The sequence below is a fragment of the Rhodococcus sp. KBW08 genome, assembly GCF_003852455.1.
Classification (GTDB): Bacteria; Actinomycetota; Actinomycetes; order Mycobacteriales; family Mycobacteriaceae; genus Rhodococcus_F; species Rhodococcus_F baikonurensis.
The window spans coordinates 145,786-160,749 of record NZ_QAJJ01000012.1; the positions used below are offsets into that span (position 1 = coordinate 145,786).

14 protein-coding genes and 1 pseudogene are annotated in these 14,964 nt (G+C 64.6%); 12 read left to right on the forward strand and 3 right to left on the reverse strand.

Going from position 1 to position 14,964, the window contains the following annotated elements; genetic code table 11:
- The first annotated feature begins 15 nt into the window (after positions 1-15).
- Entirely contained in the window at positions 16-1,002 is a 987-nt protein-coding gene (locus DBV08_RS17415) for a pirin family protein (protein WP_124568236.1), read from the forward strand.
- A gap of 40 nt (positions 1,003-1,042) precedes the next feature.
- Here DBV08_RS17415 and DBV08_RS17420 read toward each other — a convergent pair whose 3' ends face one another.
- Genes DBV08_RS17420 through DBV08_RS17430 form a run of 3 tightly spaced genes read right to left on the reverse strand, consistent with a single transcriptional unit; the run spans position 1,043 to position 3,272 of the window.
- Positions 1,043-1,570, reverse strand: coding sequence for a gamma carbonic anhydrase family protein (locus DBV08_RS17420; RefSeq protein ID WP_124568237.1), 528 nt, complete (start codon positions 1,568-1,570; stop codon positions 1,043-1,045).
- 44 nt (positions 1,571-1,614) lie between these two features.
- Positions 1,615-2,475: a DMT family transporter gene (locus DBV08_RS17425; RefSeq protein WP_124568238.1), complete on the reverse strand. Its 861-nt coding sequence runs from the start codon at positions 2,473-2,475 to the stop codon at positions 1,615-1,617.
- Positions 2,472-3,272 carry a crotonase/enoyl-CoA hydratase family protein gene (locus DBV08_RS17430; RefSeq protein ID WP_124568239.1) on the reverse strand — a complete coding sequence of 267 codons (801 nt, stop codon included), beginning with the start codon at positions 3,270-3,272 and terminating at the stop codon, positions 2,472-2,474. Before DBV08_RS17430 ends, DBV08_RS17425 begins: the two co-directional genes overlap by 4 nt.
- 109 nt (positions 3,273-3,381) lie before the next feature.
- Here DBV08_RS17430 and DBV08_RS17435 point away from each other — a divergent pair, with 109 nt between their 5' ends.
- From DBV08_RS17435 to DBV08_RS17485, 11 genes and pseudogenes are all read left to right on the forward strand, one after another.
- A complete protein-coding gene (locus DBV08_RS17435; RefSeq protein ID WP_124568240.1) occupies positions 3,382-4,203 on the forward strand; it encodes a TIGR03084 family metal-binding protein in 822 nt (273 codons plus the stop codon).
- Positions 4,200-5,921, forward strand: coding sequence for an acyclic terpene utilization AtuA family protein (locus DBV08_RS17440; protein ID WP_124568241.1), 1,722 nt, complete (start codon positions 4,200-4,202; stop codon positions 5,919-5,921). Before DBV08_RS17435 ends, DBV08_RS17440 begins: the two co-directional genes overlap by 4 nt.
- A complete protein-coding gene (locus tag DBV08_RS17445) occupies positions 5,918-7,066 on the forward strand; it encodes an acyl-CoA dehydrogenase family protein (protein WP_124568242.1) in 1,149 nt (382 codons plus the stop codon). The genes DBV08_RS17440 and DBV08_RS17445 overlap by 4 nt, the downstream gene beginning before the upstream one ends.
- Entirely contained in the window at positions 7,063-8,661 is a 1,599-nt protein-coding gene (locus tag DBV08_RS17450; protein ID WP_124568243.1) for an acyl-CoA carboxylase subunit beta, read from the forward strand. Before DBV08_RS17445 ends, DBV08_RS17450 begins: the two co-directional genes overlap by 4 nt.
- Positions 8,662-8,669: 8 nt before the next feature.
- On the forward strand, positions 8,670-10,655 hold the full coding sequence (locus DBV08_RS17455; protein WP_124568244.1) for a biotin carboxylase N-terminal domain-containing protein: 1,986 nt from the start codon (positions 8,670-8,672) through the stop codon (positions 10,653-10,655).
- The gene (locus DBV08_RS17460) at positions 10,655-11,815 is read left to right on the forward strand and encodes an acyl-CoA dehydrogenase family protein (protein WP_124568245.1); all 1,161 of its coding nucleotides are present in this window, start codon (positions 10,655-10,657) and stop codon (positions 11,813-11,815) included. Before DBV08_RS17455 ends, DBV08_RS17460 begins: the two co-directional genes overlap by 1 nt.
- Before the next feature lie 25 nt (positions 11,816-11,840).
- Positions 11,841-12,626 (forward strand): enoyl-CoA hydratase family protein, encoded by a 786-nt coding sequence (locus DBV08_RS17465; RefSeq protein WP_124568246.1) that lies wholly within the window; start codon positions 11,841-11,843, stop codon positions 12,624-12,626.
- A 60-nt stretch (positions 12,627-12,686) separates the two neighbouring features.
- Positions 12,687-13,298, forward strand: coding sequence for a TetR/AcrR family transcriptional regulator (locus DBV08_RS17470; RefSeq protein ID WP_003942008.1), 612 nt, complete (start codon positions 12,687-12,689; stop codon positions 13,296-13,298).
- An 82-nt stretch (positions 13,299-13,380) separates the two neighbouring features.
- Positions 13,381-13,929: a DUF3558 domain-containing protein gene (locus DBV08_RS17475; RefSeq protein ID WP_095970315.1), complete on the forward strand. Its 549-nt coding sequence runs from the start codon at positions 13,381-13,383 to the stop codon at positions 13,927-13,929.
- A 23-nt stretch (positions 13,930-13,952) separates the two neighbouring features.
- Positions 13,953-14,453 (forward strand): DUF3558 domain-containing protein, encoded by a 501-nt coding sequence (locus DBV08_RS17480; RefSeq protein ID WP_234036799.1) that lies wholly within the window; start codon positions 13,953-13,955, stop codon positions 14,451-14,453.
- A gap of 421 nt (positions 14,454-14,874) precedes the next feature.
- A pseudogene (locus DBV08_RS17485) lies at positions 14,875-14,964 on the forward strand (30S ribosomal protein S12); the annotation flags it as partial.

The following is a 14,964-nucleotide window of genomic DNA, read 5'->3' on the forward strand; positions in this document are numbered from 1 at the left end:
AGGCAGGATGGAAGTATGAGCAACCTCGAAGCGCAACCCGTCGAGCAGGAATGCGAAGGCCATCCGGCCGAGAGCGAGATTCAGATTCTCACCCCGCGCGACGTTCCGCTCGGTGGCCCGCGGGCGATGCGAGTGCGACGCACCCTTCCGCAACGCGAGCGTTCGTTGATCGGAGCGTGGTGTTTTGCCGATCACTACGGTCCGGATGATGTCGGCTCAGGACCGGGCATGCATGTGCCGCCGCATCCGCATACCGGATTGCAAACGGTGAGTTGGCTGTTCACCGGAGAGATCGAGCACCGGGACAGCATCGGTTCCCATGCGATGGTGCGGCCGGGTGAACTCAATTTGATGACGGCCGGGAGTGGGATCGCGCACTCCGAGGTGTCGACGCCGAACACCAAGGTTCTGCACGGGATGCAGTTGTGGGTGGCGTTGCCGGATGCGGCGCGCGATACCGCACCCGCGTTCGTTCACTATCGACCGGAGCCGGTGACCACCGATGGTGCCACGCTCAGTGTGTTCCTCGGTTCGCTCGCCGGTGACACGTCTCCGGTGTCTACCTTCACCGAATTACTCGGTGCCGAGGTGATTCTCGATCCTGGGGCCGAGATCGCCCTCGATGTCGATCGTTCACATGAGCACGGCGTGATCGTCGATCGAGGATCGGTTGTTCTGCGTGGTACCACCGTCGGCTGGGCCGAGTTGGGTTACCAAGCACCGGGTTTCGGAAAACTGACTTTGCGCAATCCGGGATCCGAACCGGCTCGACTGCTACTTCTCGGCGGAAAACCGTTGGGCGAGCAGGTCGTCATGTGGTGGAACTTCATGGGCCGTACCCACGCAGAGATCGTCGAGTATCGACGCAAGTGGCAGGCTGAGCTTGCCTCCGGATTCGACGGCAGTGTCCCGGACCAGCGTTTCGGCGTCGTGCCGGGATACGACGGTCCGGCGCTCCCGGCGCCCGAGTTGCCGAACAGTACGTTGCGGCCCCGGGGCTAGTCGCCGGCCTTGCTGCTACCGGCCGCGAGCGTCGTCTCGATCAAGCGTGCTCGATGTCCTGGTGAGCCTTCGCGAGCATGATGTAGCCGGCGCCGTTTGCGGTGATACCGGCCTTTTCGCCTTCGGAGAGTTCACGTTTGACCTTGGCGGGCACGCCGGCGACCAGTGATCCAGGCGGGATCTGCATCCCCTGGGACACGACCGCGCCGGCGGCGATCAGCGATCCCGAACCGATGTGCGCGCCGTTGAGCACCACGGCGCCCATGCCGACGAGCACGTCGTCTTCGACGGTGCACCCGTGTAGCACCGCGTTGTGGCCGACCGAGATTCGTTCGCCCAGTACCGCGGGGAACGTGGGGTCGGCGTGCACCGTGCAGTTGTCCTGAATGTTGGTGTCCGCGCCGATGGAGATCGATTCGGCGTCGCCGCGCAGGACTGCGCCGTACCAGATGCTGGCGCCCGCAGCGATGGTCACCGCGCCGACAACGGTGGCGTTAGGTGCGATGAACGCGCTTTCGTCGATCTGCGGGGTGTTACCGAGAACGGTGGCGATGATCGGGTTGGTCATGGTTCTCCTGTGCGTTGGAATGACGTGCTCTGACGGTACCTGGACTATTTCGGTGTGGGCTTTCGATTCATGACGACTGTGCCGACGCCCGCGGTCACCACCAGCCCGATGGCCACGAGTGTGAACGCGTCGAGCCTCTGCCCGATCACGAGGACTCCGGCCAGTGCGGCCGCAGCGGGTTCGAGGGCGATGAGGACGGCAAAGACCTTCTTGGCCAATGATCGCAACGCCCACATTTCCAAGCTGTACGGGATGACGGACGAGAGGATGGCGACGGCCGCGCCGGCGGCGAGCATCTTCGGATCCAGCAGTTCACTCCCGCCGGAGACGACGCCGAAGGGAAGCGTCAAAACCGCCGCGACGATGCTTGCGCCCGCCAACCCGTCGGCGCTCGGGAGCGTCGCTGCCAGGTGGGAACCGGCCACGATGTAGCCGGCCCACGCGGCAGCGGCGATCAACGCGAACATCACCCCGATGGGGTCCAAACCGGATTCGCCGTGATCGCCCAATCCCAGCAGCAACACTCCGCCGAAGGCGAGCAGCACCCATGCTCCGTCGGCCCACCGACGAGACAGAACTGCGGCCAGGGTGAGCGGTCCGAGGAACTCGATGGTGACGGCGGTGCCGATGGGCACTGTCTCGAGGGCGAGGTAGAAGGCACCGTTCATCACGGCGAGGGCGGTGCCCAGCGCGAAGATGCCCTTGCGCTGTCGGCTCGACCACCGGCTCCAACGCGGGCGGACGATCACGCCGAGGATGATCGCGGCGATCGTCAGTCGCAGCGTCGTGGCGCCCGCAGGTCCGATCTGCGAGAACAGTGTCGTCGCGAATGCCGCTCCGAACTGGAGCGACAGTATCGAGGTGAGGACTGCGCCGACCGGCAGTAGCTGACTGCCGGTCTTCATTCTCCGGTGAACTCAGGACTACGACGTTCGAGCATGGCAGCGACGGCTTCGTGGTGATCGCGGGTGTGATGGGCGATCGACTGCATGGCGGCCGAGAGTTCGAGCAGGCTCTCGAGGCTTTGGTGCTGGCCCTCGCGAAGCAGCTTCTTGGTCATCCGGAGTACCTGCGGGGGATTGGCCGCTACCCGCGCTGCCAGGGCATGCGCTGCGGAGAGCAATTCCTCGGGCTCGGTGAGCTGCGAGACCAGCCCCCAGTCGAGCGCCTTCGCAGCATCGATCGGTTCGCCGGTGAACGCCATCTCGGCGGCGCGGGCGTTACCGATCGCGCGGGGGAGCAGCCACGCTCCGCCGTCGCCGGGGATGAGTCCCACCTTGACGAAGCTCTCGGCGAAGACTGCCGCCGTCGAGGCGATGCGGAGGTCACACATGAGCGAGAGATCGCAGCCCGCTCCGATGGCCGGGCCGTTGACGGCTGCGATGGTCGGCACCTCACACGTGTACAGCGCGAGTGGAATGCGCTGGATGCCGTGCCGGTAGCCCTGGCGGATCTCGCCGGGCGCGCCACCGAACATGCCTTCCTTGTCTCGCATGTGTTTGACGTTGCCACCGGAGGAGAAGGCTGACCCGGCTCCCGTGAGGATGACCGCGCGCACACTCTGATCTCGGTTCACCGCGGTGACCGCGTCTTCGAGAGCTTCGATCATGTCGATCTCGGAGATCGCGTTGCGGGTGTCCGGGCGATTGAGGGTCCACGTGACCACATCGCCGGTTCGCGAGATCAGTACGGCGTCGCTCATGGGTGCTCCTGGTAGTCGATGGCAGTTGAGTTCAGTCTCTCACCACGAGATTTCGCAATAACAATCATTCGTGCTTGATTTTTATGGGTGTGAGTGTGATGCTGGTCGCATGGCCGAACTTCAGACGTTCATCGATGACTTGCGGGCCGAAGGCGAGAGCCTCGATGCCCTGGTTGCAGATCTGCCCGAGGAGAAGTGGGCGACACTGACGCCTGCGGAAGGGTGGACCATCGCGCATCAGATCGGGCACCTGCACTGGACGGACAGTGCCGCGATCCTGGCGATCACCGACCCGGACGGGTTCGCGGAGCAGTTGAAGGCGGCGTTCGTGAATCCGGCGGGGTTCGTCGACGACGGTGCCGCCGAGCAGGCTGCCCGCCCGCCTGCGGAGTTGCTCGCCGATTGGCGAGCGGGGCGCACCGCTCTCGTCGAGGCGCTGACCGCAGCGCCGACCGGCACCAAGTTTCCCTGGTACGGCCCGCCCATGGGCGGAGTCTCCATGGCAACCGCGCGGTTGATGGAGACGTGGGCACACGGACAGGACGTCGCCGACGCCCTTGGCGTCGAACGCGCCCCGACGGCGCGCATCAAGAACATCGCTCACCTGGGTGTGCGGACGCGGAACTTCGCGTACTCGGTCAACGAGAAGACGCCGCCCGCCGACGATTTCCGGGTTGAGTTGACCGCGCCCGACGGCTCGCTCTGGACCTGGGGGCCGGAAGATGCGCCGCAGAAGGTGACCGGGCCGGCGTTGGACTTCTGCTTGCTGGTCACTCAGCGGGCCAATCTTGCTGATCTCGACCTGGTCGCCGTCGGTGCCGACGCAGACGAGTGGCTCGGGTTCGCGCAGGCGTTCGCGGGTCCCAGCGGCGAGGGACGAACTGCCGTCGGATCCAGCGGCGAGGGACGAGAAGCGGAGGTGGGCAAATGAGTTCGGTACGGATCGGTAACTGTTCCGGTTTCTACGGCGACCGCGTCTCGGCGATGCGCGAGATGCTCGAGGGTGGCGAACTCGACTACCTGACCGGCGACTACCTGGCCGAACTGACGATGTTGATCCTCGGCCGGGATCGGATGAAGGACCCGTCGCTCGGCTACGCGAAGACGTTCCTGCGGCAGGTGGAGGACACTCTCGGCCTCGCGCTCGACAAGGGGGTGAAGATCGTCGCGAATGCAGGCGGTCTCAATCCCGCCGGCCTGGCCGATGCGCTGCGCGAGGTCAACACCAAGCTGGGGTTGAACGCGAAGATCGCCCACGTCGAGGGCGACGATTTGATCTCTCGCGCAGACGAACTCGGACTCGGCTCCCCACTGACGGCCAATGCGTACCTCGGTGCCTGGGGCATCGTCGAAGCATTGTCGGCCGACGCCGATGTCGTGGTCACCGGACGAGTCACCGATGCGTCGGTGATCGTCGGTCCGGCCGCTCACCATTTCGGTTGGAAGCGAGATGATTTCGATCAGCTGGCCGGTGCTGTTGCGGCGGGCCACGTCATCGAGTGCGGAACTCAGGCCACCGGCGGCAACTACGCGTTCTTCACAGAGATTCCCAACTTGGGTAGGCCGGGATTCCCGATCGCCGAGATCAACGCGGACGGATCTTCGGTCATCACCAAACATGCCGGAACGGACGGCGAGGTGAGCGTCGGCACCGTGACGGCGCAACTGCTGTACGAGATCACGGGTGGACGCTACGCGGGACCGGACGTGACCACCCGCATCGACAATGCGGTGCTCACCCAGGAAGGCCCGGATCGGGTGCTGATCAGCGGCGTCACGGGAGAGGCCCCGCCGCCGCAGTACAAGGTCTCGCTGAACACGCTGGCCGGGTTCCGCAACGAGGCCACCTTCATCCTGACCGGTCTCGACATCGAGGCCAAGGCAGATCTGGCGAAGACTCAACTCGAATCCTGGCTGACGAAGAAGCCGGCCGAACTGGTCTGGACTCTCGCCCGCACGGATCATCCGGATTCCGACACCGAGGAAACAGCGAGTGCGTTGCTGCGCTGCGTGGTTCGTGACGCCGACCCCAAGGTGATCGGTCGTCCCTTCTCCGCGGTTGCGGTGGAAATGGCACTTGCCAGTTACCCCGGCTTCTCGCTGACCGCGCCGCCGAGCAACGGCCAGCCGTACGGAGTGTTCACCCCCGGCTACGTCGACGCGGGATCGGTGCCTCACGTCGCCGTACTTCCCGACGGCACGCGCGTGGACATCGCTCCGTCGACGCTGACGCTGGACCTCGAACCGGTCGACGAACCCGAGCGACCACAGCCCTTGCCGCCGCAGTCCTCGATCTCGGTGCCGCTCGGCACTATCGCCGGTGCGCGCAGTGGAGACAAGGGTGGAAACGCCAACGTCGGAGTCTGGGTTCGCACCGACGAGCAGTGGAAGTGGTTGGCGCACACTCTGACCGTCGAAATGCTCAAGGAACTGCTACCGGAAGCAGCAGACCTGAACGTCACTCGCTACCAGCTTCCGCACCTACGTGCCGTCAACTTCGTGATCGAGGGAATCCTCGGTCAGGGTGTGGCCTCGCAGGCGCGGTTCGATCCGCAGGCCAAGGGAATTGGTGAATGGCTGCGCTCGCGCCACATCGACATCCCGATTTCGCTACTCTCCGTAACTGACGAGAAAGAGGATTCACGGTGACCGTGTGGACCACACCGGAAAGGCTTGCGCTTCGCGCGACCGTACGCGGATTCGTGAACCAGGAGATTCTGCCGCATCTGACGCAGTGGGAGCGCGACGGCGAGATTCCGCGCGAATTGCACCGCAAGGCAGGCGCTCTCGGCCTCCTCGGGGCCAGTGCGCCCGAATCGGCGGGCGGTGAGGGCGGCGACGCCGTCGACTCCATCGTGATCTGTGAGGAGATGCACCAGGCAGGTGCGTCGGGCGGGCTGTTCGCCTCGCTGTTCACCTGCGGCATCGCGGTGCCGCACCTGATTGCGGCCGGCGACGAGGCGCAGATCGAGAAGTGGGTCAAGCCGACCCTGCGCGGCGACAAGATCGGCTCGCTCGCCATCACGGAACCCGGCGGAGGCAGCGACGTCGGGCACCTGACAACTACAGCCAAGCGCGACGGCGACCATTACGTAGTCAACGGTGCGAAGACGTTCATCACCTCCGGTGTTCGCGCAGACTTCGTCGTCACTGCCGTGCGTACCGGTGGCCCCGGCGCGGGTGGCGTCTCGCTGCTCGTGATCGAGAAGGGCACACCGGGATTCACGGTCTCGCGCAAACTCGAGAAGATGGGGTGGCGTGCATCGGATACCGCGGAGCTGTCCTTCGTCGACGCCAGGGTCCCGGTGGAGAATCTGGTCGGGGCAGAGAACAGCGGCTTCGCGCAGATCGCGCAGGCCTTCGTTTCCGAGCGCGTCGCCCTCGCTGCGCAGGCGTATGCCAGCGCCGAGCGATGCCTCGAGTTGACCCTCGAATGGTGCCGCGCCCGCGAGACTTTCGGACGCCCACTGATCAGTCGGCAGGCAGTGCAGAACACCGTCACCGAGATGGCCCGCAAGATCGACGTCGCCAAGGTGTACACGCACTCGGTGATCGAGCGGTACATGGCCGGTGACGGCGATCTGATCGCCGAGGTGTGCTTCGCCAAGAATACGGCGGTCGAAACGGGTGAATGGGTTGCCAACCAAGCCGTTCAGCTGTTCGGCGGCCTCGGATACATGCAGGAAAGTGAAGTGGAGAGGCAGTACCGGGACATGCGAATTCTGGGAATCGGTGGCGGAACCACCGAAATCCTCACCGGCCTCGCGGCCAAGCGATTGGGGTATCAGTCATGAGTGTCATTCGGTCAACACTGGACACCAACTCCGAGGTGTACCAGACCGCAACATCGACCATGAACACCAAGCTCGCCGAGATCGAGGTCGAGCACGCCAAGGCGTTGGCGGGCGGTGGCGAGAAGTACACCGAGCGTCACCACAAGCGGGGAAAGCTCCTGGCACGCGAGCGGATCGAGCTTCTGCTCGATCAGGATTCACCGTTTCTCGAACTGTGCCCCCTCGCTGCGTGGGGGAGCGACTTCCCGGTCGGCGCCAGCACCGTGGTCGGTATCGGCGTCGTCGAAGGCGTCGAATGCCTGATCGTCGCCAACGATCCCACCGTGCGCGGCGGCACCAGCAATCCATGGACGCTGCGTAAGGGATTCCGCGCGAACGACATCGCGATGCAGAATCGCCTTCCGGTGATCTCGCTCGTCGAGTCCGGTGGCGCGGACTTGCCGACGCAGAAAGAGGTGTTCATTCCCGGTGGCCGGATGTTCCGTGACCTCACTCAGCTGTCCGCAGCCGGAATCCCCACCATTGCACTGGTCTTCGGTAACTCGACGGCCGGCGGCGCGTACATCCCGGGCATGTCCGACCACGTCGTGATGATCAAGGAACGCTCCAAGGTGTTCCTCGCAGGCCCGCCGCTGGTCAAGATGGCCACCGGTGAGGAATCCGACGACGAGGCACTCGGCGGCGCCGAAATGCACGCTCGCAAGTCCGGCCTGGCCGACTACTTCGCCGCCGACGAGCAGGACGCGATCCGCATCGGGCGCTCGATCGTCAAGCGGCTCAACTGGACCAAGAAGGGGCCGGCGCCTCGCACCGAGATCATCGAACCGCTCGAGGATCCGGAAGAGTTGCTCGGCATCGTTCCCGCCGATCTGAAGATCCCGTTCGATCCGCGTGAGGTGATCGCCCGCATCGTCGACGGTTCCGACTTCGACGAGTTCAAGCCGCTCTACGGTTCCTCTCTCGTGACCGGCTGGGCGGAGCTGAACGGCTACCCGATCGGCATCCTGGCCAACGCCCGTGGCGTGCTCTTCAGCGAGGAATCCCAGAAGGCCACGCAGTTCATCCAGCTCGCCAACCGCTCCAACACGCCGTTGCTGTTTCTGCACAACACCACCGGCTACATGGTGGGCAAGGAATACGAGGAGGGCGGCATGATCAAGCACGGATCGATGATGATCAATGCGGTTGCCAACTCCAAGGTTCCGCACATCTCGATCCTGCTCGGAGCGTCGTACGGCGCCGGTCACTACGGCATGTGCGGACGGGCGTTCGATCCGCGATTCCTCTTTGCCTGGCCCAGTTCCAAGTCCGCCGTCATGGGCGGAGCGCAACTCGCCGGCGTCATCTCCATCGTGGGACGCGCTGCTGCCGAGGCCCGCGGCCAGGTGTTCGACGAGCAGGCTGATGCCGGTATGCGCGCGATGATCGAGAACCAGATCGAGGCCGAGTCACTTCCGATGTTCCTGTCCGGACGTCTGTACGACGACGGCGTCATCGATCCCCGAGACACCCGCACCGTGGTGGGAATGTGCCTGTCGGCCATTGCCACCGCCCCGATCGAAGGCACCGAGAACTTCGGCGTCTTCCGTATGTGAGGCACGCCGTGACAATCACTTCTGTATTGGTCGCCAATCGTGGCGAAATCGCCCGCCGTGTCTTTGCAACCTGCCGCAAGAACGGAATCGGCACGGTCGCGGTATTTTCCGACGCGGATGCCGACAGCCCGCACGTCGCCGAAGCCGACGCATCCGTTCGGCTGCCGGGTAACACGCCCGCCGAGACCTACCTGCGGGGTGAGCTGATCATCGCCGCTGCAAAGGCTTCGGGCGCCGACGCCATTCACCCCGGCTACGGGTTCCTGTCCGAGAACGCGGAGTTCGCGCGCAGCGTCATCGATGCGGGGCTGACGTGGATCGGCCCACCCGTCGAATCCATCGAGCTGATGGGGTCGAAGGTCGAGTCCAAGAAGATCATGGATGCCGCCGGAGTGCCGGTGCTGTCCGAACTCGATCCCGCTGCGGTGACCGAAGCGCATCTGCCGGTGCTCATCAAGGCGTCGGCGGGCGGCGGCGGACGCGGAATGCGTGTCGTTCGTGAATTGTCGGCACTGGACGGCGAACTGGAAGCGGCGCGGCGTGAGGCGCAGTCCGCTTTCGGTGACCCGACGGTCTTCTGCGAGCGCTACCTCGAAACCGGTCGGCACATCGAGGTTCAGGTCATGGCCGACCGCCACGGCGGCGTGTGGGCGGTGGGAGAGCGCGAGTGCTCGATCCAGCGTCGACACCAGAAGGTCGTCGAAGAGGCGCCGTCTCCGCTCGTACAGCGCATCCCCGCCATGCGCGACAAGCTTTTCGACGCCTCGCGGCTCGCCGCCAATGCCATCGGCTACGAAGGGGCGGGAACCGTCGAGTTCCTTGCCGACGAAAAGGGCGACTTCTTCTTCCTCGAGATGAACACTCGTTTGCAGGTGGAGCACCCGGTCACCGAGTGCACCACGGGGCTCGACCTGGTGGAGCTGCAATTGCAGGTGGCTTCGGGTGACACGCTGCCGGACGAGCAGCCGGAGATCCGCGGGCATTCGATCGAGGTGCGTCTGTACGCCGAGGATCCCGCCAAGAACTGGCAGCCGCAGAGCGGAACCGTTCACCACATCGAGTTGCCCGGTAACGTGGCAGAATTCAGTGTTCTGCGCGAGCAGGGTGTTCGCCTCGATTCCGGCGTCGTCGACGGCAGTGTTGTCGGCGTCCACTACGACCCGATGTTGGCCAAGGTCATCTCGTATGCGCCGACCAGAACGGCAGCTGCGCGGCTGCTCGGATCGACGCTGGCGCGCACCAGGATTCACGGCCTGCGCACCAACCGGGACCTGCTCGTCAACGTCCTGAGCCACCCGGCCTTCATTGCGGGAGACACCGACACGGCGTTCTTCGAGACCCACGACCTCGAGAAACTGTCAACGCCTCTGGCCGACACTGACGCCGAAAGACTGTCGGCGCTGGCGGCTGCACTTGCCGATGCCGCGCACAACCGGGCGTCGGCCCGCGTCATCGGCCGCTTGCCCAGCGGGTGGCGCAACCTGCCGTCGCAGCCGCAGAGCAAGAGTTATTCCACTGCGTCGGGCGACTACGACGTCCGCTACTTCCTGAGCCGAAGCGGCGTGCTGAGTGCAGAAGGCTTCGACGACGTGAGTCTGGTGTCGGCTACTGCGTCCCGGGTAGTGCTCGAGGAAAGCGGAGTACGGCGTTCGTTCGACGTGGCGGTCTACGGGAGTGAGATTTTCGTCGACTCCTCGCTCGGGCCCGTCGCGTTGTCGGCAGCACCGCGCTTCGTGGATCCGTCGGCGGAGGTCGCCGCCGGTTCGTTGCTCGCTCCGATGCCGGGCTCGGTCATCCGCCTCGGCGCCGCACTCGGTGACACCGTCACTGCCGGCCAGCCGATTCTGTGGCTCGAGGCCATGAAGATGGAACACACCGTCACCGCGCCGACTGCCGGTGTCCTGGTGGAACTTCCGGTTGCCGTCGGCCAGCAGGTCGAGGTCGGATCGGTACTCGCACGTGTGGAAGAACCCGCTACAGAAGAGGAAGCATGATGAGTTTCATCGAAACCGAAGAGCAGAAGGAACTGCGGGCATCCGTTTCCAAACTGGGTGAGCGCTTCAACTACGTCGACTACGTGCTGCCCAAGGCACGCAAGGGTGAGCCGCTCACCGAATTGTGGAACGAGGCCGGCAAACTCGGATTCCTCGGCGTCAACCTGCCGGAGGAATACGGCGGCGGCGGTGCGGGGATCTACGAACTCGCGCTGGTGCAGGAGGAATTGGCGGCACAGGGTGCCGGTCTGCTCCTGGTTGTCGTCTCGCCGGCCATCTGCGGCACCATCATCGGCAAGTACGGCACGGCGGAGCAGAAGCAGCAATGGCTACCCAGCCTCGCCGACGGATCCAAGATCATGGCGTTCGGAATCACCGAGGCGGACGCTGGTTCCAACTCGCATCAGATCACGACGACTGCTCGGCGTGACGGAGAAGACTGGATCCTGAGCGGGAACAAGATTTACATCTCGGGTGTCGATCAGGCTGATGCGGTTCTCATCGTTGCGCGCACCGAGGACTCCAAGACCGGCAAGCTCAAGCCCGCTCTGTTCATCGTCCCCACGGATTCTCCCGGATTCGTGAAGACGCAGATGGAGATGGACATCATCGAACCGGACCACCAGTTCATCCTCTTTCTCGACGATGTGCGTCTGCCGGCCGAAGCTCTGGTCGGCGAAGCCGATGCCGCTCTGATGCAGTTGTTCGCCGGCCTGAACCCCGAGCGCATCCTGGGTGCGTCGATGGCCATCGGAATGGGCCGTTACGCCCTGAACGCTGCGGTGAAGTTCGCGAACGAGCGCACGGTGTGGAAGACGCCGATCGGTGCGCACCAAGGTATTTCGCATCCACTCGCCCAGGTGAAGATCGAACTCGAGCTCGCCAAGCTGATGATGCAGAAGGCTGCGGTGCTCTACGACAGTGGCGACGATTTCGGTGCTGCCGAAGCCGCGAACATGGCGAAGTACGCGGCCGCCGAAGCGAGTATCAAGGCACTCGATCAGGCGATCCAGACGCACGGCGGCGCAGGCCTGACGAAGGAATACGGGTTGGCTGCCATGCTCGGCGCGGCACGTATCGCCCGCGTTGCCCCGGTGAGCCGTGAGATGATCCTCAACTTCGTCTCGCAACACTCTCTCGGTCTGCCTCGGTCCTACTAGACGGTCTCACGAGAAAGGGCGAAGCATGACGGACGAGGACAAGTCATACGTACGGTACGAAGTATCGGGCGGTGCGGCCACGATCACTCTCGACTCACCACACAACCGCAACGCGATTTCGACGCGGTTGGTCACGGAGTTGCAGGGTGGGCTGACGTCGGCGGCGGCCGATCCGGAAGTTCGAGCCGTGGTGCTCACTCACACCGGTGGAACATTCTGCGCGGGAGCTGATCTCAGTGAGGCCTCCGGGTCGTCGGCATCTCCGGAGGAGGCGGTCAAGGAGCGAGGACGGGGAATGTTGACGCTCTTGCGCAGCATTCTCGAGCTTCCCAAGCCGGTGATCGGGCGGATCGACGGTCACGTCCGGGCCGGGGGCATGGGTCTTGTCGGGGCGTGCGACATCGTCGTCGCCGGACCGGCGAGCACCTTCGCGGTGACGGAATCACGGTTGGGTTTGGCGGCGTCCATCATTTCGCTCACGGTCCTACCGAGGCTCGACCAGCGATCTGCGAGCCGCTATCTACTCACCGGAGAGAAGTTCGGCCAGCACGAGGCCGAATCCATCGGACTCGTCACCGCCGCGTCGCAGGACACGGGGGAGTCGATCACCGAGTTGCTCGGCACCCTGCGCCAATGTTCACCGCAGGGGCTTGCCGAATCGAAGTGGATCACGACGCGTTCGGTCCTGGCCGGATTCGACCGGGACGGCGAGGAGATGATCGCGCAATCGGCTCGGCTGTTTTCGTCCGACGAGGCTCGTGAGGGCATGATGTCTTTCTTGCAGAAGCGTCCAGCGGCCTGGGCGCAGTAGAAACTGCGCAGCTGGGACACAGAAGCGCTGGAAGACAGCAGTAGAAGGGATGGCGGCGCGATGACTCGAGAGCCCAAGCAGGACCGAAGTCGAGTCACGCGCTCCCACCTGCTGGAAGTGACTGTGGAGTGTCTCGCCGAACTCGGATGGAGCGCAACGACGATGAGCGTCGTCGCGCAGCGTGCCGGGGTGTCCCGCGGTGCGATGCAGCATCACTTCCCGACGCGTGAGGACCTCATCACCGCGGCGCTCGAGGTGATGTTCGACGCCAGGATGGACCAGGCACGAAAGGAATCCACCGACCTTCCGGTGGGTGCCGGACGAACAGAGGCGATCATTTCGCGGTTGGTCGAGTACTACACCGGGACTCTGTTCAAGGCCGCACTGCAGGTGTGGACGGCCGCTGCCTCCGACCCCGACCTGCGGGCGCGCGTGTTGCCTCTCGAGGAACGGTTCGGACGCATCGCGCACCGGATGGCCGTCGAGAGTCTGGGAGTCGACGACTCCGATCCGGTGACGCACCGCTTGGTACAGGCGACCCTGGACCTGGCCCGTGGGCTGGGGCTTGCAGACGTCTTGACCGACGACTCGCGCCGACGCACCGAGGTGGTCAAACAGTGGGCGGCGCAATTGGATTCCACGCTGGTTCGGGTACCGGTCGCAACTCCCTGAATCGGCAGCGGCGTGGGCGCACCGATGCGCGCGACGCGCACGTGGCGTGTGTCGGGGGCCGCCGCGAAGTACAGTCGGCTCCATGGCCGCACGCACTCTCACCTCGATCGGGACTTCGGTATTGGTCTCGGCCGCCGTGCTCTCGGCTGTGGTCGGATGCAGCTCCGACGACGGGTCCGTCGATCAGCCGGGCGACGGAGCGGGTTCGCAGGCACTCGCACCTACGGATCCCGGACCGATGTTCGCCGAATGCGGCTCGGTGACCGACGAAGAAGTTGTCAGCGCCTTCAATCTCGGCGCTTTCGCGACGACGACGCGCAACGGCGTCGGTTGCCAGTGGGAAGTAGCCGGCTCGAACGGTCCGAGCGTCAGTTTCTCCTGGTACCGCGGAAGCCCGATCGGCCGCGAACGGGCCGGGTCCGACCTGCTCGGACGCCCCGCCGACGACATCACGATCGGTGGACACCAGGGCTTCATCGCGTCCACGGCAGGTTCGTTGTGCGAGTTGGGTATCGCGTTCGGCGGAGACTTCGTGCACTGGTCGATCACCTACGGTTTGCTGCCGCCGACCGCGGATCCGTGCACGGTGGCACGGGATCTGATGGAAAAAACAGTGTCGAGGGCACAGTGAAGCGCGTAAGGATCGGACTCGCCGTGGCCGGGTCGCTGGTTCTGCTGACAGGCTGCGGCTCGGTGGTTACCGGGACTCCCCGCGCGGAGGGCAGCTACGGCGGTAGTGACAGCCAGGAATTCGCGAACGTCCTCCAAGAATGCGAAGCCGTCACCGACGAGCAGATCGCCGGTGCCGTGGGTGCCGACGCCGTCGGGCGTGGGTTCTTCGGCGCTATCTGCCGTTGGGACGGCATCGGCGCCGCGGGTCCGATCAAGATCACCTTCAACTGGTTCGAGACGGGCACACTCGATCACGAGCGCGCTGCTTTCGAACATCTCGGATACGTGGTGGCGAAAATCGACATCAACGGCAGTGGCGGGTACCAGGTCCGCCAGCCGGCTGATCCGCAGAGTTGCGGGGTGAGCGCGAGCGCACCGGCCGGGGGAGTGTTCGGGTGGTGGGTCACCGAGCCACAAGGCGGCGCGGATCCGTGCGACGCAGCGGCAAAGCTCGGCGCTTTGACGTTGAACCGCAGCATCTGATCGCGACCGGTCCGATCGGGTGGTCGCACTGCGCGCTCAGAGTGGCGCTCAGAGTGGGTGGTCAGGGCGTGAGGTCACTATCACCGTGGCCTCGCTTTGACCTCGTGGCGCGCCGACAGGTATCGTTATGGGTCGTGTCCGGCATGCCCGGGCCGATCTGTGTGCCTAGCTAGGTATTGCCGTGCGCGCGTTCGAGCAGAATCTGCTGATGAACGAGCATCCGGCTGCCTGTGTGGGGGTATGCGACACGCCCGACCTCGGGGGCGGTGCACGGCATGAAAGTGCTGAGTACACACTCTGAGGTGGGTGAGGAGCAGCAGCTCTCTTGCTCCAACTGCTAGATCCCTAATTTCAGAACAGCCACGTTTTCGAACGGCCCGAGTTCGCTCGAGCAGTCTGTTCGTCACAAGAAAGCCGGTAAATGCCAACCATCAACCAGCTGGTCCGCAAGGGTCGCCGCGACAAGACCGCCAAGGTCAAGACGGCAGCCCTCAAGGGCAGCCCGCAGCGT

Coding starts and splice junctions, on each gene's coding strand:
- DBV08_RS17415 (WP_124568236.1), top strand. CDS start 16: ATGAGCAACCTCGAAGCGCAACCCGTCGAGCAGGAATGCGAAGGCCAT.
- DBV08_RS17420 (WP_124568237.1), bottom strand. CDS start 1,570: ATGACCAACCCGATCATCGCCACCGTTCTCGGTAACACCCCGCAGATC.
- DBV08_RS17425 (WP_124568238.1), bottom strand. CDS start 2,475: ATGAAGACCGGCAGTCAGCTACTGCCGGTCGGCGCAGTCCTCACCTCG.
- DBV08_RS17430 (WP_124568239.1), bottom strand. CDS start 3,272: ATGAGCGACGCCGTACTGATCTCGCGAACCGGCGATGTGGTCACGTGG.
- DBV08_RS17435 (WP_124568240.1), top strand. CDS start 3,382: ATGGCCGAACTTCAGACGTTCATCGATGACTTGCGGGCCGAAGGCGAG.
- DBV08_RS17440 (WP_124568241.1), top strand. CDS start 4,200: ATGAGTTCGGTACGGATCGGTAACTGTTCCGGTTTCTACGGCGACCGC.
- DBV08_RS17450 (WP_124568243.1), top strand. CDS start 7,063: ATGAGTGTCATTCGGTCAACACTGGACACCAACTCCGAGGTGTACCAG.
- DBV08_RS17460 (WP_124568245.1), top strand. CDS start 10,655: ATGAGTTTCATCGAAACCGAAGAGCAGAAGGAACTGCGGGCATCCGTT.
- DBV08_RS17465 (WP_124568246.1), top strand. CDS start 11,841: ATGACGGACGAGGACAAGTCATACGTACGGTACGAAGTATCGGGCGGT.
- DBV08_RS17470 (WP_003942008.1), top strand. CDS start 12,687: ATGACTCGAGAGCCCAAGCAGGACCGAAGTCGAGTCACGCGCTCCCAC.
- DBV08_RS17475 (WP_095970315.1), top strand. CDS start 13,381: ATGGCCGCACGCACTCTCACCTCGATCGGGACTTCGGTATTGGTCTCG.